Raw genomic sequence first — 21,181 nt, forward strand, 5'->3', positions numbered from 1 at the left:
ACACGACCGTTAAGCCCTCTAGCGCCGATGGTACTTGGACCGCAGGGTCCTGGGAGAGTAGGACGCCGCCAAGCGAAGAACCACTGCCGATGTTATTCGGTGGTGGTTTTTATTTGTTTATTTAAGGGGATGCGAAAGCATCTCTTATTTGACTTTGTAAGAATCCTCTGACACACTCTAAGGGGTACATATATCACATATCAGGCCATGATTTGGATTGATAATAACTCTAGTGAATGGGGTGTAGGAAGACATGGAAATTCAGAAATTGACGGTAGATGATTTTGAACCAGCGATGGCACTCTCCGAATATGCTTTTCAGATGGTAATGAATGATGAACAAAAAGAAAAGCGGCGGAGTCAGTTCTCGTCACAAGATATATGGGGTGTATATGAGGACGGGCAGCTAGGAGCCAAACTTCACATCATTCCTTTTCAAACCTATATTCATGGCAGAGCGTTCGAGATGGGCGGTATTGCGGGTGTAGCCACCTGGCCAGAGTATAGACGCAAAGGCTGGGTAGCGGGTCTACTGAAGCATGCGTTGGAAGAAATGAATCGTAACAAACAAAGTATATCATTCTTACATCCATTCTCTTTTGGTTTCTATCGAAAGTATGGATGGGAGACGTATGTTGAATTTAAACGGTATAAAGTACCTACAGCTCATTTGCCTCTGAAAAAAGCGACACCTGGAACAATTCGGCGTGGAGATCCGGGCCTCAGCATATTAAAGGAAGTATACAGTGCTTATGCTGAGCGCTATAACGGAACGCTGGTTCGGGATGATGCAAGGTGGGAGAATTCAGTTCTTGTTAATGGAAGCAGCCAGAAGGCTGTATATTACGATGAAGCTGATGCAGCACAAGGTTATCTTTTATATGAGGTTAAGGAAAATAAGTTTACCATTAAAGAGATCATTTATCTGAATGAAGAGGCTAGGCAAGGGCTGTGGACCTTCATTGCTAATCATGATTCCATGATCCAGGAAGTTACGTTGCAGGCGCCTGCCAGTGATACGCTTGCTTTCCAATTGGATAATCCACGGATTCAACAGGAGATTGTACCTTATTTTATGGCGCGTATCGTTAGTGTAGAGCAGTTTATATCCCAGTATCCATTTGCAAGCCAGGACTCACCGGTGCAGATTGTACTTCAGGTAGAAGATGCCCACGCTCCATGGAATGAAGGGGTATGGCAATTAAATGTGGCAATGAACGGAACGGCGTCCATATGGAAAACATCGGAACCAATTACTGATGATCAGACCATTAAGGTGGATATTCAATCCCTTACCGCAGTGCTGATGGGTTATCGCAGACCAACGGAAATGGCACGGATCGGAAGAATTCACGGACCAGAAGCAGCAATCAAGGCTTTGGAACAAGCGATTCCTGAACGGGAAACCTATTTGCTCGATTTCTTCTGATGACTATTGCCACTGCTCCATTTAACTTGATTAGCTTATATAGAAATACGGCGTGATCGAAAGACAAATGGACTTCTCCAGCAATTTTGGGGAGGTTTTTTTGTGTCTGGGGAATATTTCGTGTAAAATCGTAAAAAATGAATAGTGACCCCACTTGGCAAAACCACAAAATATGCTATAATGGTTATAAAGTCAAAGAAAGTCAAAGTCAACTAAAGGTTTAATACTTAAGTAGCTTTCTTTCATCAATCTGATGCATGATCGCCAATATACGGGATTCATTTCATCGGAGGATCAAGGGAATATTAAAGGACCTTCGTGCTTCCTTCGCTCTCCTGTTGATACCTGTGGAAGCAAGATTCGTTGTTTTCCTGATTGGTTAAATGGGTAGAGAAGGTGTACTCTGTGGGGGCGTGTGGGTCCTTATTGACTTAACGTTTCAGACAGTGGAGGATGATTGGATGCGTAATATCTCTGATATTATCGAACGATATCTGAAGAGTATTTTGCATGAAAGTCCCGAAGGAATGGTTGAAATTCAGCGTAATGATCTGGCAGATCAATTCTCATGTGTACCTTCCCAGATCAATTATGTCATCAGCACACGTTTTACACTCGAGAAGGGATACCTGGTAGAGAGTAAACGCGGCGGTGGTGGTTATGTTCGCATACAGCGCATTGAATTACCGGCCCAATCAGCTCTGCATAATCATTTGCACCATAGTATTGGTGAAGAGATCGGGCAGACAGCTGCCGAAGGTCTGATCTATCAATTGGAAGAAGCACGCTTCTTGAGCAAGCGGGAAGCCGGGTTGATGCGAGCTGCTGTATCTAGAGAGGTTATATTAGTCAAACTTCCTTACCGGGATCAAATTCGTGCCAGAATGTTGAAGGCGATGTTAATATCTTTGCTCGGTAAATGAAAACTATCGGGGTCAAAGGAGGTACATCAATATGCTGTGCCAAGAATGCAATAAACGTCCGGCGACACTTCATTTTACGAAGATCGTAAATGGAGAGAAGACGGAATTCCATATTTGTGAGTCATGTGCCCGTGAAAAAGGGGAAATGATCCCTGGGACAGCAGGTGGGTTTTCCATTCACAACTTGTTGTCCGGATTGCTTGATTTTGATCCAGCCAGCAAAAGTGGATCGGCAGGAACACCACCTGCAAAAGCACTTCAGTGTGAAGAGTGTGGTATGACGTACGCACAATTTAGTAAGATAGGCCGGTTCGGCTGCAGTTCATGTTATAAATATTTTGACAGCCGTCTGGATCCTTTGTTCAAGCGGGTTCATGGTAATACGTCCCATGTAGGTAAAGTGCCTGCACGAGCTGGTGGTCGCATCAAGGTGAAACGGCAAATCGCTGATCTGAAGCGTGAGCTCCAGGAGAGCATCGCGCAAGAGGAATTTGAAGAGGCGGCTCAGATCCGTGACCAGATCAGAGGACTTGAAAAAGGGATAGCTCAGGAGTAAAGTTTGTCATGAGTAGGAGGGATGCGTAATGCCTAATCTGCGCTTTACAGAGAAGGCGCTCAGCGACTGGATGCGCAGTGATGCGGCTGATTCCGAAATTGTCATTAGTAGCCGTGTCCGGATTGCACGCAACCTTCAGCATGTTCCATTTCCGATGCTGGCTTCCAATGAGCAATCGGAAGAGGTGCTGAATAAGCTGAGCGAAGTACTTCAATACGATGACGTTCATGCCTTTGGGGATTTTCATACTTTGGATCTGATCGATATTGACGAACTCGACAAACGGGTGCTGGTGGAGAAACATCTCATTAGTCCAAGTCTTGCGAATGAATCCAGGAATGGTGCAGTTATTCTCAGTGAGGATGAGTCGGTCAGTATTATGATTAATGAAGAGGATCATCTTCGTATCCAGTGCCTCTATCCGGGGTTCCAGGTGAAAGAAGCCTGGGAGAAAGCTTCCGCAATAGATGATGCTTTTGAAGCGCATGTGGACTATGCTTTTGATGATCGCAGAGGATACTTAACCAGCTGTCCTACCAATGTAGGTACAGGTGTCAGAGCATCGGTTATGATGCACTTGCCTGCCCTAGTGATGACACAGCAGATAGGCCGTATTCTAACCGCAGTTTCCCAAGTGGGATTGACGGTAAGAGGAATATACGGTGAAGGTAGCGAGGCGATGGGTAACCTGTTCCAGATCTCGAACCAGATTACATTGGGACAGACCGAACAGGAAGTCATCGAGAACTTGCATGGTGTTGTATTACAGATGATTGGTCATGAACGTACTGCCAGAGAACGGCTAATTACCGACTCCAGACTTCGGATTACGGATCGTGTCATGCGTTCTTACGGCATATTGTCTCATGCAGCTATTGTTGATTCCAAGGAAGCTGCACAGCGCTTATCGGATGTACGCCTTGGCGTGGATCTCGGCTTGTTGGATGGACTGTCCATCACGGTAATGAATGAGTTGAATGTGATGACACAGCCGGGATTTTTGCAGAAAACATTCGGGGAAGATATGCGCACAGATGAGCGTGACATATACCGTGCTCAGTTGATTCGTGATACGATCAATGCAGCGAAGCAGCCCTAGTTTAGCCTGATATTGTATTGAATTATGGTTTCATGCCGCATTGCGGCTTTTATATAATAAGGCATGTACGAATGCCGAATGACTTTATTCGCAGCACGGCTGCAAACAAAAATGATATGAAGAATACGAAGGTTATTTCATTACATGACCCTCTTTTTATCCAAAACCATGGAGGTGCAGGAGATATGATGTTTGGAAGATTTACGGAACGGGCCCAAAAGGTGCTCGCACTCGCGCAGGAAGAAGCTGTCCGTCTCGGTCATAATAACATCGGTACTGAGCATATTTTGCTCGGCCTCATTCGTGAAGGCGAAGGCATCGCAGCCAAAGCACTGATCGGCCTGGGACTCGGATTGGAAAAAATTCAGGATGAAGTAGAAACGCTGATTGGCCGTGGCCAAGAGCAACCTACCAACATTGCATATACGCCACGTGCGAAAAAAGTAATTGAACTGTCTATGGATGAAGCTCGTAAATTGGGCCACACCTATGTAGGCACAGAGCATATCCTGCTCGGATTGATTCGTGAAGGCGAGGGTGTTGCAGCACGTGTGCTCAATAACCTGGGAATTAGCCTGAACAAAGCACGTCAACAAGTGCTGCAATTGCTTGGCAGCAGTGAAGCTGTATCCAGTCATAATGGCACACCTGCCAATGTAAGCACACCAACGCTGGACAGTCTGGCACGTGACCTCACGGCTTATGCGAGAGAGAACAACCTGGACCCAGTCATTGGACGTAGTAAAGAAATTGAACGTGTCATCCAGGTGCTCAGCCGTCGTACCAAGAACAACCCGGTATTGATCGGTGAGCCAGGTGTAGGTAAAACAGCGATTGCTGAAGGCCTTGCACAAAAAATCATTGCAAATGAGATTCCGGAAACATTGCGTGACAAACGTGTAATGACCTTGGATATGGGTTCTGTAGTCGCTGGAACCAAATATCGTGGTGAGTTCGAAGATCGTCTGAAAAAAATCATGGATGAGATTCGCCAAGCAGGTAACATTGTCCTGTTTATCGACGAATTGCATACCTTGATTGGCGCAGGCGGAGCTGAAGGTGCCATCGATGCTTCTAACATTTTGAAACCGGCTCTGGCTCGTGGAGAATTGCAATGTATCGGTGCGACAACACTGGATGAATATCGCAAATACATCGAGAAGGATGCAGCGCTTGAGCGTCGTTTCCAACCGATTACTGTAGATCAGCCTTCTCCGGAAGAAGCGATTCAAATCTTGCATGGCTTGCGTGACCGTTATGAGGCGCATCACCGCGTGAAAATTACGGACGAAGCAATTGTGCAGGCGGTTAAACTGTCTGACCGTTACATTACAGACCGTTTCCTGCCAGATAAAGCGATTGACCTGATTGATGAAGCGGGTTCCAAAGTAAGATTGAACTCTTACACGATCCCACCAAACCTGAAACAACTGGAAAGCCGTCTGGAAGATATCCGTAAGGAAAAAGACGCAGCAGTTCAAAGTCAGGAGTTCGAAAAAGCCGCAGCGCTACGTGATACGGAACAAAAAATCCGTGAAGAGCTGGATGTAACGAAGAATCAATGGAAAGAAAAACAAGGTCGCACGGATTCCGAAGTAACACCTGAGGATATCGCACAAGTGGTAGCCAACTGGACAGGAATTCCGGTGAACAAGCTGAAAGAAGAAGAGACACAACGCCTGATGAATCTGGAATCGATTCTGCATGAACGTGTCATTGGCCAGGATGAGGCTGTGAAATCGGTCAGCCGTGCGGTTCGTCGTGCTCGTGCTGGATTGAAAGATCCAAAACGTCCGATGGGTTCATTCATCTTCCTCGGTCCTACTGGGGTAGGTAAAACAGAACTTGCTCGTGCTCTGGCTGAAGCAATGTTTGGTGATGAAAATGCAGTAATCCGGATTGATATGTCCGAGTATGGTGAGAAACATTCGACTTCCCGACTCGTCGGAGCGCCTCCAGGATATGTTGGATACGAAGAAGGTGGTCAGCTGACAGAGAAAGTTCGTCGCAAACCATACTCCGTAGTCCTGCTTGATGAGATCGAGAAAGCACATCCAGAAGTATTCAATATCTTGCTGCAAGTGCTTGAAGATGGTCGTCTGACGGATTCCAAAGGTCGCGTTGTTGACTTCCGGAATACGCTGATTATCCTGACATCCAACGTGGGTGCCGAAGCGATCAAACGTAACTCTACACTTGGTTTCACAGCGGTTGTGGATGCAGGCGCGGATTATGATAACATGAAGGGTAAAGTTATGGATGAGCTGAAGAAAAGCTTCCGTCCAGAGTTCCTTAACCGGATTGATGAAATTATCGTATTCCACTCTCTGGAACAGAAACACATTGCAGAGATTGTTACCCTCATGAGCGAGGAACTTCGCAAACGGCTGCGTGAATACGAAGTTGACTTCGAACTCACCGACAATGCCAAGGACTTCCTTGCCAAAGCCGGCTTTGATCCAGCTTACGGTGCACGTCCGCTTCGTCGGGCAATCCAGAAGCATATCGAGGACAAATTGTCTGAAGAGTTGCTCACAGGTAACGTAACCAAAGGGGATTCATTGCTCATCGACGAAGAGAACGGTGCACTGTCTGTTACGAAAAAAGACGTGGTTGTTCCTTCAAATGAGGAAATCGAAACCAAATAATATACAGCAAGCTTTGGAGTTGAACTTCAGCTTGTAATAAACTTTAATCCTTCTCGGCTTCGGCCGGGGAGGATTTTTTGCACTTTGGACAGAAGACGGACATGATTATGTCAGGAACATGTGTAAAGTTTGCGATAATCCTTTACGAAAAATCTCAAACAATGGTAAACTTTTAGTAACCCTGCACGTCAGGGAGTTTGGGTGAAATTCGTCGAATAATGCAAAATGCTGTTATAAAACTATATTATAGGAGTGCTGAAGTGGCCAAAGTTAAAACCAAGTTTCAATGTACGGAATGCGGCTATGAAGCCCCCAAGTGGTACGGTAAGTGTCCGGGTTGTCAGTCATGGAATTCAATGGTGGAAGAAACAGAGACGGTGGTCAAAACACAAGGGAGAAATTCTCCTCTGTTTGACAGTAAAGATAAACCGCTTCCTATCATAGATATAGATAGCGGTCAGGAACCGCGTGTACAGACTGGAATCGGAGAGTTGAACCGGGTATTGGGTGGTGGAATCGTTCCGGGTTCGCTCGTTCTGGTGGGTGGAGATCCGGGTATTGGTAAATCAACGTTGATGTTGCAGACGTCTCATGCTTTAACGCATTCGGGTTTGCGTGTGTTATATGTTTCCGGTGAGGAATCAGTCAAGCAAACCAAATTGCGGGCAGACCGCCTCGGGGCACTCTCTGCCGAGTTGTATGTACTGTGTGAAACCAATATGGAACGTGTAGAGGAAGCGGTGGATCAGATCCAGCCGCATTTTCTTGTCATCGACTCCATTCAGACGGTGTATCTTCCCGAAGTTACCAGTGCGCCGGGTAGTGTAGCACAGGTAAGGGAATGTACGTCAAGGTTCATGCGAATTGCCAAAGGCAGAGGCATTGCAACGGTTCTTGTGGGGCATGTTACCAAAGAAGGTGCCATTGCCGGTCCACGTATGTTAGAACATATGGTGGATTGCGTGCTTTATTTTGAAGGCGAACGGCATCATACGTATCGCCTGCTGCGTGCGGTGAAGAACCGTTTTGGTTCCACCAATGAGATTGGCATTTTTGAAATGGGCGAGGATGGACTTCGTGAGGTGGGCAATCCGTCTGAACTCTTTTTGTCAGAACGCCCACTGGGTGTAGCAGGTTCAACGGTAGTTGCCAGTATGGAGGGGACACGTCCTCTGCTCGTGGAATTACAGGCGTTGATCTCAACCACCCATTTCCCTTCTCCCCGCCGTATGGCAACAGGGGTAGATCTGCATCGATTAAATCTGATCATTGCAGTGCTGGAGAAACGGATGGGCATGTTTTTACAGACCCAGGATGCGTATCTGAACGTGGCTGGTGGAGTACGGTTGGATGAGCCCGCGGTAGATTTGGCGGTTGCTGTCAGCATTGCATCCAGTTTGAGGGATGTACCGACCAAGCCGGATGACGTCATCTTTGGCGAGATTGGTCTGACAGGTGAGGTTCGAGCCGTATCACGGGCCGAACAACGAGTGAAGGAAGCCGCGAAGCTGGGCTTCAAGCGTGTCATTTTACCAGAAAAAAGCTTAAAGGGCTGGAAACATCCTCGCGGGATACAACTGATCGGTGTGAATACCGTGGCAGATGCACTAGCGGTTGCTTTAGATTAGGGGGCATAACAAGATGAAAGATTCGAGCCAACTGGATAATATGAATGAGTTGTTAAGGCTGATCGCACCAGGTACACCTTTCCGCGAAGGTCTGGAAAATGTGCTGCGCGCCAAGACGGGCGCACTGCTTGTTGTAGGATACAGCCCTGAAGTCATGGAAGTGGTGGACGGGGGATTCTCGATTAACTGTGATTTCTCCCCGAACTACCTGTACGAACTCGCCAAGATGGATGGAGCCATTATACTTAGCGAGGATTTGAAGCGTATTCTTTACGCCAATACCCAATTAATCCCGGACTCTTCGATCTCTTCATCAGAGACGGGGATTCGTCACCGGACGGCAGAGCGTGTAGCAAAGCAAACGGGTAAATTGGTCGTATCCATATCACAGCGCCGGAATATCATTACCTTGTATCAGGGGACACTTCGTTATTCCCTCAAGGAAATCGGGGTTATTTTGACCAAAGCAAATCAAGCGATTCAAACCCTGGAGAAATACAAAGCGGTATTAACACAGTCTCTTACGAATCTGAGTGCTTCTGAATTTGAGGAATTGGTGACGATTCCTGAAGTGGTTAATGTGATTCAGCGTACCGAAATGGTGATGCGGATCAAAACGGAAATCAAACGATATATTCATGAACTCGGGAATGAGGGACGACTCATTTCCATGCAAATGGAAGAACTCGTGGGTACAACGGAAGAAGAAGCCTGGTTATTGTATAAGGACTATGCCCGTGACGACAGTGATGACAAAATCCGTGAAATTATCGTGGGACTGAAAAGATTGTCGGACGATGAGTTGCTGGATGCACATCATATTGTCCGTCTTCTCGGCTATCCTTCATCAGCCGCTACTTCTGAGGATTCGGTTGCCCCTCGTGGATTCCGGGTATTAAATAAGATCCCCCGCCTGCCCAATGTTATTATCCATAACCTGGTGGATCAATTCGAACAATTGCCTCATGTTATTATGGCTACAATTGAAGAACTGGACGAAGTGGATGGTATTGGTGAAGTTCGTGCCCGGACCATTAAGGAAGGCCTCAAACGTTTGCAGGAGCAGATGTTTATCGACAGACAGATGTAAGGGTTTGCCTATATAAAGGCTTGAAATGGATGAGGTGAAACAACGATGCTAACCAGATTCATTCCGAATCTCTTTACCCTGGGTAATCTGTTTCTTGGAATGATGGCAATTTTGCTTGCGATTGATGGAAATTACAGTTTGGCTGCCATTATGGTCATTGTAGCGATGCTGCTGGATGGTCTGGATGGCCGAGTGGCACGGGCACTTAATGCCCAAAGTGAATTCGGCAAGGAACTTGATTCCTTGTCTGATATGGTTTCCTTTGGTGCAGCACCAGCCCTGATCATATTTATGGTGTCGTTTCAAGATTCAATGCCGATCCTCGCCTGGATTGCAACAGCAGCTTTTCCGATCTGTGGAGCCATTCGTCTTGCACGGTTTAACGTTCGTCCGGGTATTCCTGGATACTTCACAGGTCTGCCGATACCGGCAGCCGGTGGGGTACTGGCCACACTGTCCTTGTTCAATAAGGATATTGGCCCGGTTAGCATGATGATTGCTACATTGCTGTTATCGTATCTGATGGTGAGTTCGCTTAAATATCCCAATTTCAAAAAGGTCGGTTTGCCACGCAAGGCAATATGGATTGCACCTTGGGTTGTGTTATTTGCCATAGCTGTAGCCGTTATTTTCCCGGAGCAGTTATCCAAATTGATCTTTATTCCGCTGGTGTTATACGCCTTGTATGGAATGAAGCATAATGTGCGAACAGCGGCCTCGCGTAGTCGGGCGAAAAAGCGCAAGGATGAGAAATCTTCCCGTCCTTCCGATCGTTAAGTCGCCTCGGAGACAGACACTATACAAAGAAAGCACGTACTCTCCTGAACTGGAGAATGCGTGCTTTTTGTTTATTCAGATCTATTTACAGTAAAAGGAACCCTTGCGAACACATACATATCTTCTTACGACAGATTAAACATCCCTAACGTTGAACACTTCTGTGATTCGTGATTTACGACCTCTTCCATGTTAATGTCCAGCAGATTGCAGAGAGCCGACATGTAGAACAGGTTCCGCCCTAGCTCAGAGCTGATGACCTCTCTGCAGTTCTCACACAACTCACCTTCCACATGCGTTTCCAGCAGGCCCTTGGTTTGAGCGATATCGCTCTCCGGGGCATATTTCTGCTTGGTGGCGTGCAGCTCGATGCAGCCGCATTCGGTAATGGCTTTGGACACGGCACGGTTAACAGACGCTCCGGCTTGTCCCGTTTTGGACAGTACATCAATCAGGCTGCGATGACGCAGCAACAGTTCAGAAACTTGATCCTGGAAAGCCTGTAAACTTAGCGTACTCATTTTGCCACTCACCTCGGGATATGAATTGAATTCATTATATGCCAATAATTTACCTACTTTCAACTGACGATTGCAACATTTCCAAAAAGTTCTTCCGGAAGGGATTAGCAATTCAGGAATTGGATCATACTGGATATAAAGATCAAGATACATTGAAGGAGGTGCAGGGACTAATGTGGAAAAAAGGCATTTTAACTTTTACAGGATTGTGCGGTGCATGGTTCGGCTACACGGCATATCATCTGGCAGGAAAATCGGTCCCATGGATGGCGGAGTGGATTCAGTCCGCAGGATTACTGGGAGCTGGTATATCGACGCTGCTGGGAGCTGTAATGTTTATGGCTGTATGTAATATTGGTGGAACATTGATGGCAGACAGGCTGCATAGTGGGATCAATTCATTGGCAAAAGTACCTATGAACGAATTGGCTGCAGGTGCCGCAGGTACCGTTGCTGGGTTGCTGGTGGCCTTGTTGCTCTACCCTGTTGTGAGATGGATGGGGACGGCAGGAGAAGTGCTGCAAGTGGCGCTGACGGTGATTAGTGCTTATTCCGGTTATGCCCTTGCCATGGCGAAGAAAGACGATCTGGGGGCCTTCTGGATGTCTGGACGATGGGGTCATCCCGAGGTGGACGAGGATAGACGGATGGAAGAACATAAAATTCTGGATACCAGTGTTATTATCGATGGGCGTATTGCTGATATATGCAAAACCGGATTTATTGAAGGCACGATCGTAATTCCGGAATTTGTTCTGGAGGAGTTACAGCATATTGCGGATTCATCGGATCTGCTCAAGCGGAACAGAGGACGGCGTGGACTGGATATTTTGAACAAAATCCAGAAGGAACTTGATGTAAAAGTCCTGATCTACGAGGGGGATTTCGAGGAAATCTCCGAGGTGGACAGCAAACTGGTTAAACTGGCTAAAGTACTTCAGGGCAAAGTGGTCACCAATGACTTTAACCTGAACAAAGTGTGCGAACTCCAGGGTGTATCTGTGTTGAACATTAATGATCTCGCCAATGCGGTTAAGCCGGTTGTTCTGCCAGGTGAGGAGATCATGGTGCAGATCATCAAGGATGGCAAGGAGCATGGTCAAGGTGTAGCCTATCTGGATGATGGCACAATGATCGTTGTGGAGGGCGGACGCGAGTATATCGGCATGATGATGGAAGTGCTCGTGACCAGTGTGTTGCAGACTTCTGCGGGACGAATGATTTTTGCCAAGCCTAAACTGTTGGAAAAAGCCCAATAAAGCGTTATGATGGGTAGTGTATCGTTGAATGATATTGCATATCTTTGGACGATAAACTGACAGACAAGGCAGGGATTGCGGCATGGATAAAGGGTGGGGCGTTGTCATTGTGGCAGCAGGTCGCGGAACCCGGATGGGGACGACCGAGAGCAAACAGTTTCTGTTGCTGCAGGACAAGCCCGTTTTCATACATACGCTTGAGGTATTTGCTGCGCTGGACGAGATCCGCGAGATGGTGCTGGTCACAGGAGCTGCAGATGTTGAACGCTGCCAGGATTGGGTAAAAGAATACCAACTGGATTCACGTGTCCGTGTTATCCCCGGAGGGAAAGAGAGACAACATTCTGTCCATAAAGGCCTTGAGGCACTTGGGACGGATTGGGTTCTCGTTCACGACGGGGTACGTCCTTTTGTGAACCCTGAGCAGGTCAAGGGATGCATGGCGGCTGCCACATCTGGTGGTGGAGCAGCTGTACTGGCGGTTCCTGTGAAGGATACGATTAAACAAGTGAATGCGGAAGGAGTCGTTACGGCGACGCCAGACCGCAGCAGTCTGTGGAGCATTCAAACCCCGCAGGCTTTTCGTCTTTCTTCCCTGCTCTCCGCCTACGAATCAGCCGAGCAGGACGGATTTCTGGGGACAGATGATGCCATGCTGGCTGAACGTCAGGGAATGTCGGTCAAGGTTGTGGAAGGCAATTATACCAATATCAAATTAACAACGCCGGAAGATTTGCAATACGCTGCGTTTTTGCTGGGGGGAGAGAAGAAGCGATGATACGTGTAGGACAGGGATTTGATGTACATCAGCTGGTAGAGGGACGCCCGTGTATTATTGGCGGAGTAACGATTCCTTATGAAAAAGGACTGCTGGGTCACTCGGACGCAGACGTGCTGTTGCACGCTATTAGTGATGCCATTTTGGGTGCGCTGGCACTTGGGGATATTGGCAAGCACTTCCCGGATACCGATCCGGAATTCAAAGATGCCGACAGCCTGAAATTACTGGAGCATGTATGGCAGCTTGTTAAGGATCGCGGGTATAAGCTCGGGAATATCGATTCAACGATTATTGCCCAGAAGCCAAAGATGGCTCCTTACATCCCACAGATGGCTGAGGTTATTGCCAAGGCACTGGAAGCGGATGTAACGCAGGTGAACGTGAAAGCAACAACGACAGAGCAACTGGGGTTCCCGGGACGGGGAGAGGGCATTGCCGCTCAATCCGTTGTTTGCCTTGTACGTGTGTGATATCATCAATCAATTAGTGACGGAGGGGATCATATGAGCACGGAAATTCGTGTGCGTTACGCGCCGAGCCCAACGGGACATCTGCATATCGGGAATGCCCGTACGGCGTTGTTTAACTATCTATATGCCAAACATAATAACGGTAAATTCATTATTCGTATTGAAGATACAGACGTAAAACGGAATATTGCCGGTGGTGAAGAAAGCCAACTGAAATACCTGAAATGGCTCGGAATTGAGTGGGACGAAAGTATTGACGTGGGCGGAGAATACGGACCATACCGTCAAACGGAACGTCTGGACCTCTATCGTAAATATACGCAGGAATTGCTGGATAAAGGTCTGGCTTACCGTTGCTTCTGCACGGAAGAAGAATTGGAGCAAGAGCGCGAGGAACAGTCAGCACGTGGAGAAACACCGCGTTATTCTGGCAAACACCGTGACCTGACTTCAGAGCAAATTAGTGCATTTGAAGCAGAAGGCCGCGTAGCGAGTATTCGTTTCCGTGTGCCGGAAGAGCGCACATATACGTTTGATGATATGGTTAAAGGCACAATCTCGTTCAACAGCAAGGAATCCGGTGACTTCGTCATTGTGAAAAAAGACGGCATTCCCACGTACAACTATGCTGTTGCTGTGGATGATCACTTGATGAAGATCTCCCACGTCTTGCGCGGGGAAGATCACATCTCGAACACGCCGCGTCAACTGATGATCTATGAAGCGCTTGGCTGGGAGCCGCCGCAATTCGGTCATATGACGCTGATCGTGAATGAAAATCACAAAAAACTGAGTAAACGGGATGAATCCGTTATTCAGTTTATTGAGCAGTATGATCAGCTCGGCTATTTGCCTGAAGCGATGTTTAACTTTATTTCCCTGCTTGGCTGGTCGCCGGAAGGGGAAGAAGAGATCTTCTCGCAAGAGCAACTGATCTCCATTTTTGATACGAAACGTCTGTCCAAGAGCCCGGCGGTATTTGATACCCACAAGCTGGCTCACTTGAACAACCACTATATCAAACATGCTGACCCGGAACGTATTGCCGAAATGGCCATTCCGCATCTGCAAAAGGCTGGACGTATTTCTTCCGAGCTGTCTGCTGAACAAAAAGAATGGGCTTATACTCTGGTACACCTGTACCAGGAGCAGATGAATTCTGCCTCTGATATTGTCGAATTGTCGGAAGTATTCTTCCGTTCCAATCTGGAGCTTGAAAGTGAAGGAGAAGCTGTGCTTGCGGAGGAGCAAGTACCAACCGTGCTGAAGGCATTTGCGGATAAAGTGCAGGCAAGTGAAGAGTTCACACCAAGCAAAATGGCTGCATTGATCAAGGAAGTACAGAAAGAAACCGGCTTTAAGGGCAAACAGCTCTTTATGCCAATTCGTGTAGCCTTGACTGGACAGACGCATGGACGGGATCTGAATCAAACGATCGTGCTTCTGGGTCGGGATACGGTGATCGAACGTTTGCTTGCACAAGTAAAATAATCTTAGTCGAAGACATTCCGTTAATATGGAATCTGAACACAGTCTATGAAGTATGGATTACGTAGGAGGCTGTTGTCAGTCTGAGGCCTTTTCGCTATAATAACAACACAACGAATAATTGATATGATTTATCTAATAGAACAGCAAAGACCGGGAGGAGTAGACTGACCCGGACAGATTCAGAGAGGATGGTCCCGCAGCAAAGAGAGATTTCTTTGGATGCGGTGGCTGTGAACCATCCACTGTCCATCAGTCGAAATGCGCCCGTGAGCTGCACAGCCGAATCCAGCCCCGCCTTTGTCGATCATGACAAGGGAAAACGTTAGGATAGGTTGTGACGATTGGTTTCCGTTACCAAACCGCTTGAGGGCTCATTCTATTTAAGAATGGACCGAGCAGAGTGGGACCGCGATAAACGCCTCTGCAGCTAAATGCTGCAGGGGCGTTTTTTTGTTTAGGCGAGTGTGCAGTACACTACCAAGGAACGCGCCGTCCGGTAAGCCGGAGGACGGGAACCTGAACAAGAGGGGAACGAGCATGTTCAAGAAGATCAGATCAGATATCCAGGCGGTGTTTGAAAACGATCCGGCGGCCCGAGGTTGGTTTGAGGTGGTATTCACCTACTCAGGGCTGCATGCGATATGGGCACACCGGATCGCTCATTTTTTATACAAGCGAAGATGGTTCTCGGTTGCCCGGTTCATTTCGCAGGTTAGCCGTTTTATGACAGGAATCGAGATACATCCTGGAGCTACGATCGGAAAGCGGTTGTTTATTGACCACGGAATGGGCGTTGTTATTGGAGAAACATGTGAGATTGGCGATGATGTCGTTATCTATCAGGGGGTTACTCTGGGCGGAACAGGGAAAGAAAAAGGAAAGAGACATCCGACCATTGGTAATAATGTGGTTATCTCATCCGGAGCCAAGGTGCTGGGTTCATTTAGCGTGGGGGATCAATGTAACATTGGTGCGAACTCCGTTGTGCTTAAGGAGGTCCCTTCCAATAGTACCGTGGTAGGTATACCGGGCAGAATTGTTAAACAGGATGGCCGACGGGTAGATCGCCTCAGTCAGCAATTGCCCGATCCGGTCGTTGACTCCTTGCGCAGTATGCAAAAAGAACTCGAACGATTGCAGAAAGAAGTACGTACACTGCAGAATGCCCGTGAAAATGAGACTGTGCGTGATACGTGATACAATAAATAAAGGCAGTATAGGATGAAAGGATAAGTGACCATGACGCTTCAGATTTATAATACGATGAGTCGTACCAAAGAGGAATTTGTTCCCCAAGAGCCAGGGAAAGTGAAAATGTATGTTTGCGGACCAACGGTATATGACTACATTCATATCGGGAATGCACGCCCGGTTATCTTTTTCGACACAGTTCGTGGATACCTGGAACAGACAGGACATGATGTGAACTATGTGGTGAACTTCACGGATGTGGACGATAAGCTGATTCGCAAAGCAGAACAACTTGGAACAGACGTTCCTCACGTGGCTGAGAAATTTATTGCTGCCTATTATGAAGACCTTGAGGGATTGGGTATTCCCAAGGCAAGCAGCAATCCGAGAGTAACGGAAAACATGCCGCTGATCATTGATTTTATCTGTGAGCTCGTTGAAAAAGGATTTGCGTATGAAAATGGCGGTGACGTCTATTATCGTACAGGCAAATTCAGCGAATATGGCAAACTTTCAAAACAAAACCTGCAGGAGCTGCAGTTCGGAATCCGTGTGGGTGTAGACGAGCGCAAAGAGCATCCCGAAGATTTTGTGCTCTGGAAGGCTGCCAAACCAGGTGAGATCTATTGGTCCAGTCCTTGGGGCGATGGTCGACCAGGCTGGCATATTGAATGCTCCGCCATGGCTCGGGAGTACCTTGGGGATACACTGGACATTCACGGGGGTGGACAGGATTTGCAGTTCCCGCACCATGAGTGCGAATGCGCCCAATCCGAGGTATTAACGGGTAAACCACTTGCGAACTACTGGATGCATAATGGATTCATCCGAATTGATAACGAGAAGATGTCAAAATCACTCGGTAATGGTGTTCTTGTTAAAGACTTGCGGAATCAATATAAGCGCGAAGCGATTCGTTATTTCATGTTGTCTACCCACTATCGCAACCCATTGAACTTCACGGATGATACGATGGAGCAGGCACAGAACAGTGTGGACCGGATTGCGAATGCTGTAGGTAACCTGAACCATCGTCTAAATGCAGTAACTGTTGATCAGGATATCACAGCAGAGTTTGCGGCAAGACTCGACCAAATTCGTCAGCAGTATCACGAGAAGATGCAGGATGATTTCAATACTCCTGATGCGATTACTGCTATGTTTGAGTGGGCAGGGGAAGCCAACCAACTGTTGCAGCAAGAAGTAGTTAATGCGGCAGACATTCGCGCACTCCTCGAGTTGTTCAGTGAATTGAATGCTGTACTGCGCATTTATACTGACGCAGAGCCAGAACTTCTGGATGAGGAAGTAGAACGTCTGATTGAAGAGCGTGTAGAAGCGCGCAAGTCGAAAAACTGGGCAAGAGCGGATGAAATTCGCGATGAATTGTCTGCACGTGGCATTCTGCTTGAAGATACGGCGCAGGGCATGAGATGGCGGCGCAAATGAGCGAAGGACATCCAAATACACCAAAACAACAGGAGCAGGTCACAGAGGGAGGATGGTTCCCGTATCCTCCTTCCAGACCTGCGAGGTTGATTCCACCTATTGCACTGGCCTATATTGGTGATGCGGTATATGAGGTAGCTGTTCGTCAATATCTGTTGTCGAAAGCCAACATGCGTCCCAATCATTTGCACCGTAGTGCAACCGGGTTGGTATCAGCGAAGGCGCAGAGCCGCATACTTACAACGATTGAGGCTGAACTGACAGAGGAAGAACGGGATATCGTCCGGCAAGGGCGGAATGCCAAGTCGGGTAGTGTACCCAAAAATGCAGATGTGTTGGAGTACAGACATGCCACGGCTTTTGAATGTCTCATTGGTTACCTCTATAGCAGTGGTCATCATGATCGCATGATTGAACTGATCGGGCTTGGCATTGAGCACGCGGAACAACAATCGCCATCGCCGACAAAAAAATAGAAATTTCAACAAAACAACGCATTACAGAGAGGATCGAACAACGATGGAAGAAGAATGGATCGCCGGTAAACACTCCGTGACGGAGGCGCTGCGTTCAGGCCGAACCATTAATAAAATATGGATTGCCGATACAGCACAGAAACATTTGACTCAACCTATTATCTCGGAGGCTAAAAAACTAGGTATTGTCATTCAACACGTGGACAAGCGTAAGCTGGATCAAACGGTACCAGGCATTCAGCATCAGGGGGTAGTTGCTCAAGCGGCACCTTACGCTTATGTGGAGGTAGAAGACATTCTTGCCGCAGCAAAAGCGAAGAATGAGCATCCTTTCCTGATTCTGCTGGATGAGATTGAAGATCCTCATAACCTGGGGTCAATTTTACGGACAGCAGATTGCACGGGTGCGCATGGTGTCATTGTACCCAAACGTCGCTCGGCAGCGGTAACCGTGACCGTATCCAAAACATCAGCAGGCGCTGTGGAGTACGTGCCAGTGGCTCGTGTCAGTAATCTTGGCCAGACCATCGATCGCCTCAAAGAGGAAGGTGTATGGGTTGTAGGGACAGATGTCACGGCTCATGAAGGTGTCTTTGGTAATGGAGTCTTTACTGGCCCTGTGGCATTGGTAATCGGAAATGAGAACAAGGGAATGGGACGACTTATTCGTGAGAAATGCGATGTGCTGATCAAATTACCAATGCAAGGTCAGATTAATTCCCTGAATGCTTCCGTGGCAGCTGGGGTTGTCATGTATGAAGTGCTCCGCTCGCGTCAAGCGCAGGAATAGAAGGTATGGCTGATTCCCGTGATGTGCTTCTTGTAGACGGGTACAACATGATTGGTGACTGGCCGGAATTAACCAAACTGGCGGAAAGTGGGCTCGAAGAGGCACGTAACAGGCTTCTCTTTCGTCTTGCAGACTACCAGGCTTTCTCCGGCCGTCGAGTCATTGTTGTGTTTGACGCCTACCTCGTGCCTGGACTCGGTAAATCCTTTACTCAGAGCAAAGTGCAGATCTATTTTACAAAGGAAAAAGAGACGGCAGACGAATGCATTGAGAGACTCGTTCGGGAACTAAGCATGCGAAGACGCCAAATCTATGTGGCTACGAGCGATATGGTAGAGCAACATGTTATATTTGGACAGGGAGCGCTACGTGTATCTGCGAGGGAGTTGCTAATTGAAGTTGAGCAGAACGAAAAAGAATTAAAAAAACGACTGGAAGAAGATCAGGCGAAGACCACGCGTAACACACTCAGGGGCAAGTTAAGTCCCGATGTATTGAAAGAGTTTGAGCGATGGCGCCGGGAATAACAGCATGCTTTTACAAAATTTAGAATATTGAAACTCTTGACATTTATGTTATTGATGTTCTTTTTTAGGCAGAGCGTGGTTGACGGTGTGAGGTACCATCATATATACTGATCCTATATTTCATAGAGTAGAGTAACGGGGTACCTTGCGTTGCAGCCGGAGGGATTGTCTGTGAGTGTCGACCTCAAAGATATCATGTTATCCAAGTATGATTACCAAAGTGACGAAGACATTGTCGAAGCTTTCCGTGAAGGCGAAAGCGAAGCGTTAGAGTTTCTAATTAACAAATATCGTAACTTTGTACGCGCCAAGGCAAGATCTTATTTTCTGATTGGGGCAGACCGGGAAGATATTATTCAAGAAGGAATGATTGGCCTCTACAAATCCATTCGAGATTTCAAAGGGGACAAGCTGGCTTCGTTCAAGGCTTTTGCCGAACTGTGTATTACAAGACAGATCATCACGGCGATTAAGACAGCAACACGTCAGAAGCATATTCCGCTTAATTCTTATGTATCTCTGGACAAGCCTATTTATGACGAAGAGTCTGATCGTACGTTACTCGATGTGATTTGTGGAACCCAGGTCAGTGATCCGGAAGAACTTATCATCAATCAGGAAGAGTTTGTGGGCCTGGAAGATAAAATGTCCGAGATTCTGAGTGATCTGGAACGTAAAGTATTGATGTTGTATCTGGACGGGAGATCTTATCAAGAGATTGCAGTAGATTTGGACAGACATGTGAAGTCCATTGATAATGCACTTCAGCGCGTCAAGCGCAAACTTGAAAAGTACCTGGAAGTTCGAGATAATTAAACACATGTTGTCGTTGACGGAAAAGGCTCGGTGTTTGAGTCTTTTTTTAGTGTCTCAAGTTTATAAAATCTAAGAATGTTCATACTAGTAATCGCTCGGTCCATGCAGGAGAAGAGAAAAACAGAGATGAGAAACGAATGTACGTTGTACGGAAGTAATACCCAATGAATGAAAGGCTATTCTTTCATTGACATGGTTATACCCTTGTGATAAAGTGTTTTAGGTAGGCCTAAATTTATGGCTTTTTTTCAGGATCAATTTAGAGACTCTGCTTGAATGTGGAAGTCTTCGGGAGGTGTACATCATGCGGGTAATTATTACTTTGGCTTGTACTAACTGCAAACAAAGAAATTACACTACGACAAAAAACAAGCGTAATCACCCCGACCGCATGGAGATGAAGAAATTTTGCAAGTTTTGTAACGAGCAGACTTCTCATCGCGAAACCAGATAGTTTTTGGAGGTGTCGGCGTGAAACGAAGTTTCAAATCTCTGATTTCCTTTTTCTCAGAAAGCTGGGCTGAACTTAAAAAAGTTCGCTGGCCTAATCGTAAAGAGCTGACCAACTACACATTGATCGTACTTGGTACTGTTGTGGTTATGACGCTGTTTTTTTGGGTCATTGACATTGGCATCTCCTTTGTGATCGAAGCGATTATTTAAGAAGGGTTCCGGTGGCTTGATATGGAAAAAAGATGGTACGTCGTTCATACCTATTCAGGGTATGAGAACAAGGTCAAAGCCAATTTGGAAAAACGCGTAGAGTCTATGGGCATGGAAGACAAGATATTCCGCGTTCTTGTTCCTATGGAAGAAGAAGTGGTAAACAAGGACGGTAAGAAAAAAACCGTTATGCGTAAAGTTTACCCCGGTTATGTCTTGGTGGAAATGGTACAGACGGATGATTCTTGGTATGTTGTTCGCAACACACCAGGTGTTACAGGATTTGTCGGTTCGACAGGTTCTGGGTCCAAACCAACTGCATTGTTGCCTGAAGAAGTGGAACAAATTCTGAAGCACATGGGTATGGTTGAACCTAAGCCGAAAATTGAGTTCGATATTAAGGAATCCGTACGTATTAAAGTCGGCCCTTTTGCGAATTTCGTAGGCTCCGTGGAAGAAATTTTGGTAGACAAAAGCAAGTTGAAAGTGCACGTGAACATGTTTGGACGGGAAACACCGCTTGAGTTGGAATACACGCAAGTGGAGAAGATATAGTCTCTTCAAGTTTCTTGTGGGAGGGTTGAAAAACCCGTTAAC

At 46.9% G+C, this 21,181-nt stretch carries 22 protein-coding genes and 1 rRNA gene; 22 read left to right on the plus strand and 1 reads right to left on the minus strand.

The window, feature by feature from the left end:
• From rrf to pssA, 9 genes are all read left to right on the plus strand, one after another.
• Positions 1 to 74 (plus strand): 5S ribosomal RNA (gene rrf, locus FE296_RS34195); the annotation flags it as partial.
• Between the two features lie 179 nt (positions 75 to 253).
• On the plus strand, positions 254 to 1,429 hold the full coding sequence (locus FE296_RS02060; RefSeq protein WP_124118843.1) for a GNAT family N-acetyltransferase: 1,176 nt from the start codon (positions 254 to 256) through the stop codon (positions 1,427 to 1,429).
• Positions 1,430 to 1,890: 461 nt separating this feature from the next.
• Positions 1,891 to 2,352 carry a CtsR family transcriptional regulator gene (locus FE296_RS02065; RefSeq protein WP_036607135.1) on the plus strand — a complete coding sequence of 154 codons (462 nt, stop codon included), beginning with the start codon at positions 1,891 to 1,893 and terminating at the stop codon, positions 2,350 to 2,352.
• 31 nt (positions 2,353 to 2,383) lie between these two features.
• Positions 2,384 to 2,908: a protein-arginine kinase activator protein McsA gene (gene mcsA / locus FE296_RS02070; RefSeq protein ID WP_105602475.1), complete on the plus strand. Its 525-nt coding sequence runs from the start codon at positions 2,384 to 2,386 to the stop codon at positions 2,906 to 2,908.
• Positions 2,909 to 2,936: 28 nt separating this feature from the next.
• Positions 2,937 to 4,007, plus strand: coding sequence for a protein-arginine kinase McsB (gene mcsB / locus FE296_RS02075; RefSeq protein ID WP_124118842.1), 1,071 nt, complete (start codon positions 2,937 to 2,939; stop codon positions 4,005 to 4,007).
• A 185-nt stretch (positions 4,008 to 4,192) separates the two neighbouring features.
• On the plus strand, positions 4,193 to 6,655 hold the full coding sequence (locus FE296_RS02080; RefSeq protein WP_062836200.1) for an ATP-dependent Clp protease ATP-binding subunit: 2,463 nt from the start codon (positions 4,193 to 4,195) through the stop codon (positions 6,653 to 6,655).
• 260 nt (positions 6,656 to 6,915) lie between these two features.
• Positions 6,916 to 8,283, plus strand: a complete 1,368-nt coding sequence (gene radA / locus FE296_RS02085) for a DNA repair protein RadA (RefSeq protein WP_036671578.1) — start codon at positions 6,916 to 6,918, stop codon at positions 8,281 to 8,283.
• A 13-nt stretch (positions 8,284 to 8,296) separates the two neighbouring features.
• Positions 8,297 to 9,373: a DNA integrity scanning diadenylate cyclase DisA gene (disA, locus tag FE296_RS02090; protein WP_062836168.1), complete on the plus strand. Its 1,077-nt coding sequence runs from the start codon at positions 8,297 to 8,299 to the stop codon at positions 9,371 to 9,373.
• A gap of 45 nt (positions 9,374 to 9,418) precedes the next feature.
• On the plus strand, positions 9,419 to 10,150 hold the full coding sequence (gene pssA, locus FE296_RS02095) for a CDP-diacylglycerol--serine O-phosphatidyltransferase (protein WP_017692048.1): 732 nt from the start codon (positions 9,419 to 9,421) through the stop codon (positions 10,148 to 10,150).
• 125 nt (positions 10,151 to 10,275) lie between these two features.
• On the opposite strand, the gene FE296_RS02100 is transcribed toward pssA, so the two are convergent.
• Complete coding sequence (locus FE296_RS02100) at positions 10,276 to 10,671, minus strand: nucleoside triphosphate pyrophosphohydrolase family protein (protein WP_017692049.1); 396 nt, start codon at positions 10,669 to 10,671, stop codon at positions 10,276 to 10,278.
• Positions 10,672 to 10,844: 173 nt separating this feature from the next.
• Here FE296_RS02100 and FE296_RS02105 point away from each other — a divergent pair, with 173 nt between their 5' ends.
• The 13 genes from FE296_RS02105 to nusG all read left to right on the plus strand — a co-directional run bounded on the left by FE296_RS02105 (position 10,845) and on the right by nusG (position 21,139).
• Positions 10,845 to 11,930, plus strand: a complete 1,086-nt coding sequence (locus FE296_RS02105; RefSeq protein ID WP_091039184.1) for a PIN/TRAM domain-containing protein — start codon at positions 10,845 to 10,847, stop codon at positions 11,928 to 11,930.
• A gap of 82 nt (positions 11,931 to 12,012) precedes the next feature.
• Positions 12,013 to 12,708, plus strand: coding sequence for a 2-C-methyl-D-erythritol 4-phosphate cytidylyltransferase (gene ispD / locus FE296_RS02110; protein ID WP_150364141.1), 696 nt, complete (start codon positions 12,013 to 12,015; stop codon positions 12,706 to 12,708).
• The gene (gene ispF / locus FE296_RS02115; RefSeq protein WP_017692052.1) at positions 12,705 to 13,181 is read left to right on the plus strand and encodes a 2-C-methyl-D-erythritol 2,4-cyclodiphosphate synthase; all 477 of its coding nucleotides are present in this window, start codon (positions 12,705 to 12,707) and stop codon (positions 13,179 to 13,181) included. Before ispD ends, ispF begins: the two co-directional genes overlap by 4 nt.
• Positions 13,182 to 13,214: 33 nt before the next feature.
• Positions 13,215 to 14,672, plus strand: coding sequence for a glutamate--tRNA ligase (gene gltX / locus FE296_RS02120; RefSeq protein ID WP_150364142.1), 1,458 nt, complete (start codon positions 13,215 to 13,217; stop codon positions 14,670 to 14,672).
• A 537-nt stretch (positions 14,673 to 15,209) separates the two neighbouring features.
• On the plus strand, positions 15,210 to 15,869 hold the full coding sequence (gene cysE, locus FE296_RS02125) for a serine O-acetyltransferase (RefSeq protein ID WP_124118840.1): 660 nt from the start codon (positions 15,210 to 15,212) through the stop codon (positions 15,867 to 15,869).
• 42 nt (positions 15,870 to 15,911) lie between these two features.
• Positions 15,912 to 17,312: a cysteine--tRNA ligase gene (cysS, locus tag FE296_RS02130; RefSeq protein ID WP_150364147.1), complete on the plus strand. Its 1,401-nt coding sequence runs from the start codon at positions 15,912 to 15,914 to the stop codon at positions 17,310 to 17,312.
• Positions 17,309 to 17,788: a Mini-ribonuclease 3 gene (locus FE296_RS02135; RefSeq protein WP_036607160.1), complete on the plus strand. Its 480-nt coding sequence runs from the start codon at positions 17,309 to 17,311 to the stop codon at positions 17,786 to 17,788. Before cysS ends, FE296_RS02135 begins: the two co-directional genes overlap by 4 nt.
• 43 nt (positions 17,789 to 17,831) lie before the next feature.
• The gene (gene rlmB / locus FE296_RS02140; protein WP_017692057.1) at positions 17,832 to 18,578 is read left to right on the plus strand and encodes a 23S rRNA (guanosine(2251)-2'-O)-methyltransferase RlmB; all 747 of its coding nucleotides are present in this window, start codon (positions 17,832 to 17,834) and stop codon (positions 18,576 to 18,578) included.
• A 5-nt stretch (positions 18,579 to 18,583) separates the two neighbouring features.
• Complete coding sequence (locus FE296_RS02145; protein ID WP_150364143.1) at positions 18,584 to 19,105, plus strand: NYN domain-containing protein; 522 nt, start codon at positions 18,584 to 18,586, stop codon at positions 19,103 to 19,105.
• Between the two features lie 171 nt (positions 19,106 to 19,276).
• On the plus strand, positions 19,277 to 19,921 hold the full coding sequence (gene sigH / locus FE296_RS02150; RefSeq protein WP_017692059.1) for an RNA polymerase sporulation sigma factor SigH: 645 nt from the start codon (positions 19,277 to 19,279) through the stop codon (positions 19,919 to 19,921).
• A 304-nt stretch (positions 19,922 to 20,225) separates the two neighbouring features.
• Positions 20,226 to 20,375 carry a 50S ribosomal protein L33 gene (rpmG, locus tag FE296_RS02155; protein WP_072735843.1) on the plus strand — a complete coding sequence of 50 codons (150 nt, stop codon included), beginning with the start codon at positions 20,226 to 20,228 and terminating at the stop codon, positions 20,373 to 20,375.
• A gap of 17 nt (positions 20,376 to 20,392) precedes the next feature.
• Positions 20,393 to 20,584 (plus strand): preprotein translocase subunit SecE, encoded by a 192-nt coding sequence (gene secE, locus FE296_RS02160; RefSeq protein ID WP_017692060.1) that lies wholly within the window; start codon positions 20,393 to 20,395, stop codon positions 20,582 to 20,584.
• A gap of 21 nt (positions 20,585 to 20,605) precedes the next feature.
• Entirely contained in the window at positions 20,606 to 21,139 is a 534-nt protein-coding gene (gene nusG, locus FE296_RS02165) for a transcription termination/antitermination protein NusG (RefSeq protein WP_024633599.1), read from the plus strand.
• Positions 21,140 to 21,181 lie beyond the last annotated feature (42 nt).

This window comes from Paenibacillus sp. UASWS1643 (assembly GCF_008693195.1).
GTDB lineage: Bacteria > Bacillota > Bacilli > Paenibacillales > Paenibacillaceae > Paenibacillus > Paenibacillus amylolyticus_B.

Excerpts from the sequence above, each read along its gene's own strand:
- FE296_RS02060 (WP_124118843.1), top strand. The coding sequence starts at position 254 with ATGGAAATTCAGAAATTGACGGTAGATGATTTTGAACCAGCGATGGCA.
- FE296_RS02065 (WP_036607135.1), top strand. The coding sequence starts at position 1,891 with ATGCGTAATATCTCTGATATTATCGAACGATATCTGAAGAGTATTTTG.
- mcsA (WP_105602475.1), top strand. The coding sequence starts at position 2,384 with ATGCTGTGCCAAGAATGCAATAAACGTCCGGCGACACTTCATTTTACG.
- mcsB (WP_124118842.1), top strand. The coding sequence starts at position 2,937 with ATGCCTAATCTGCGCTTTACAGAGAAGGCGCTCAGCGACTGGATGCGC.
- FE296_RS02080 (WP_062836200.1), top strand. The coding sequence starts at position 4,193 with ATGATGTTTGGAAGATTTACGGAACGGGCCCAAAAGGTGCTCGCACTC.
- disA (WP_062836168.1), top strand. The coding sequence starts at position 8,297 with ATGAAAGATTCGAGCCAACTGGATAATATGAATGAGTTGTTAAGGCTG.
- pssA (WP_017692048.1), top strand. The coding sequence starts at position 9,419 with ATGCTAACCAGATTCATTCCGAATCTCTTTACCCTGGGTAATCTGTTT.
- FE296_RS02100 (WP_017692049.1), bottom strand. The coding sequence starts at position 10,671 with ATGAGTACGCTAAGTTTACAGGCTTTCCAGGATCAAGTTTCTGAACTG.
- FE296_RS02105 (WP_091039184.1), top strand. The coding sequence starts at position 10,845 with ATGTGGAAAAAAGGCATTTTAACTTTTACAGGATTGTGCGGTGCATGG.
- ispD (WP_150364141.1), top strand. The coding sequence starts at position 12,013 with ATGGATAAAGGGTGGGGCGTTGTCATTGTGGCAGCAGGTCGCGGAACC.
- ispF (WP_017692052.1), top strand. The coding sequence starts at position 12,705 with ATGATACGTGTAGGACAGGGATTTGATGTACATCAGCTGGTAGAGGGA.
- gltX (WP_150364142.1), top strand. The coding sequence starts at position 13,215 with ATGAGCACGGAAATTCGTGTGCGTTACGCGCCGAGCCCAACGGGACAT.
- cysE (WP_124118840.1), top strand. The coding sequence starts at position 15,210 with ATGTTCAAGAAGATCAGATCAGATATCCAGGCGGTGTTTGAAAACGAT.
- cysS (WP_150364147.1), top strand. The coding sequence starts at position 15,912 with ATGACGCTTCAGATTTATAATACGATGAGTCGTACCAAAGAGGAATTT.
- FE296_RS02135 (WP_036607160.1), top strand. The coding sequence starts at position 17,309 with ATGAGCGAAGGACATCCAAATACACCAAAACAACAGGAGCAGGTCACA.
- rlmB (WP_017692057.1), top strand. The coding sequence starts at position 17,832 with ATGGAAGAAGAATGGATCGCCGGTAAACACTCCGTGACGGAGGCGCTG.
- FE296_RS02145 (WP_150364143.1), top strand. The coding sequence starts at position 18,584 with ATGGCTGATTCCCGTGATGTGCTTCTTGTAGACGGGTACAACATGATT.
- rpmG (WP_072735843.1), top strand. The coding sequence starts at position 20,226 with ATGCGGGTAATTATTACTTTGGCTTGTACTAACTGCAAACAAAGAAAT.
- nusG (WP_024633599.1), top strand. The coding sequence starts at position 20,606 with ATGGAAAAAAGATGGTACGTCGTTCATACCTATTCAGGGTATGAGAAC.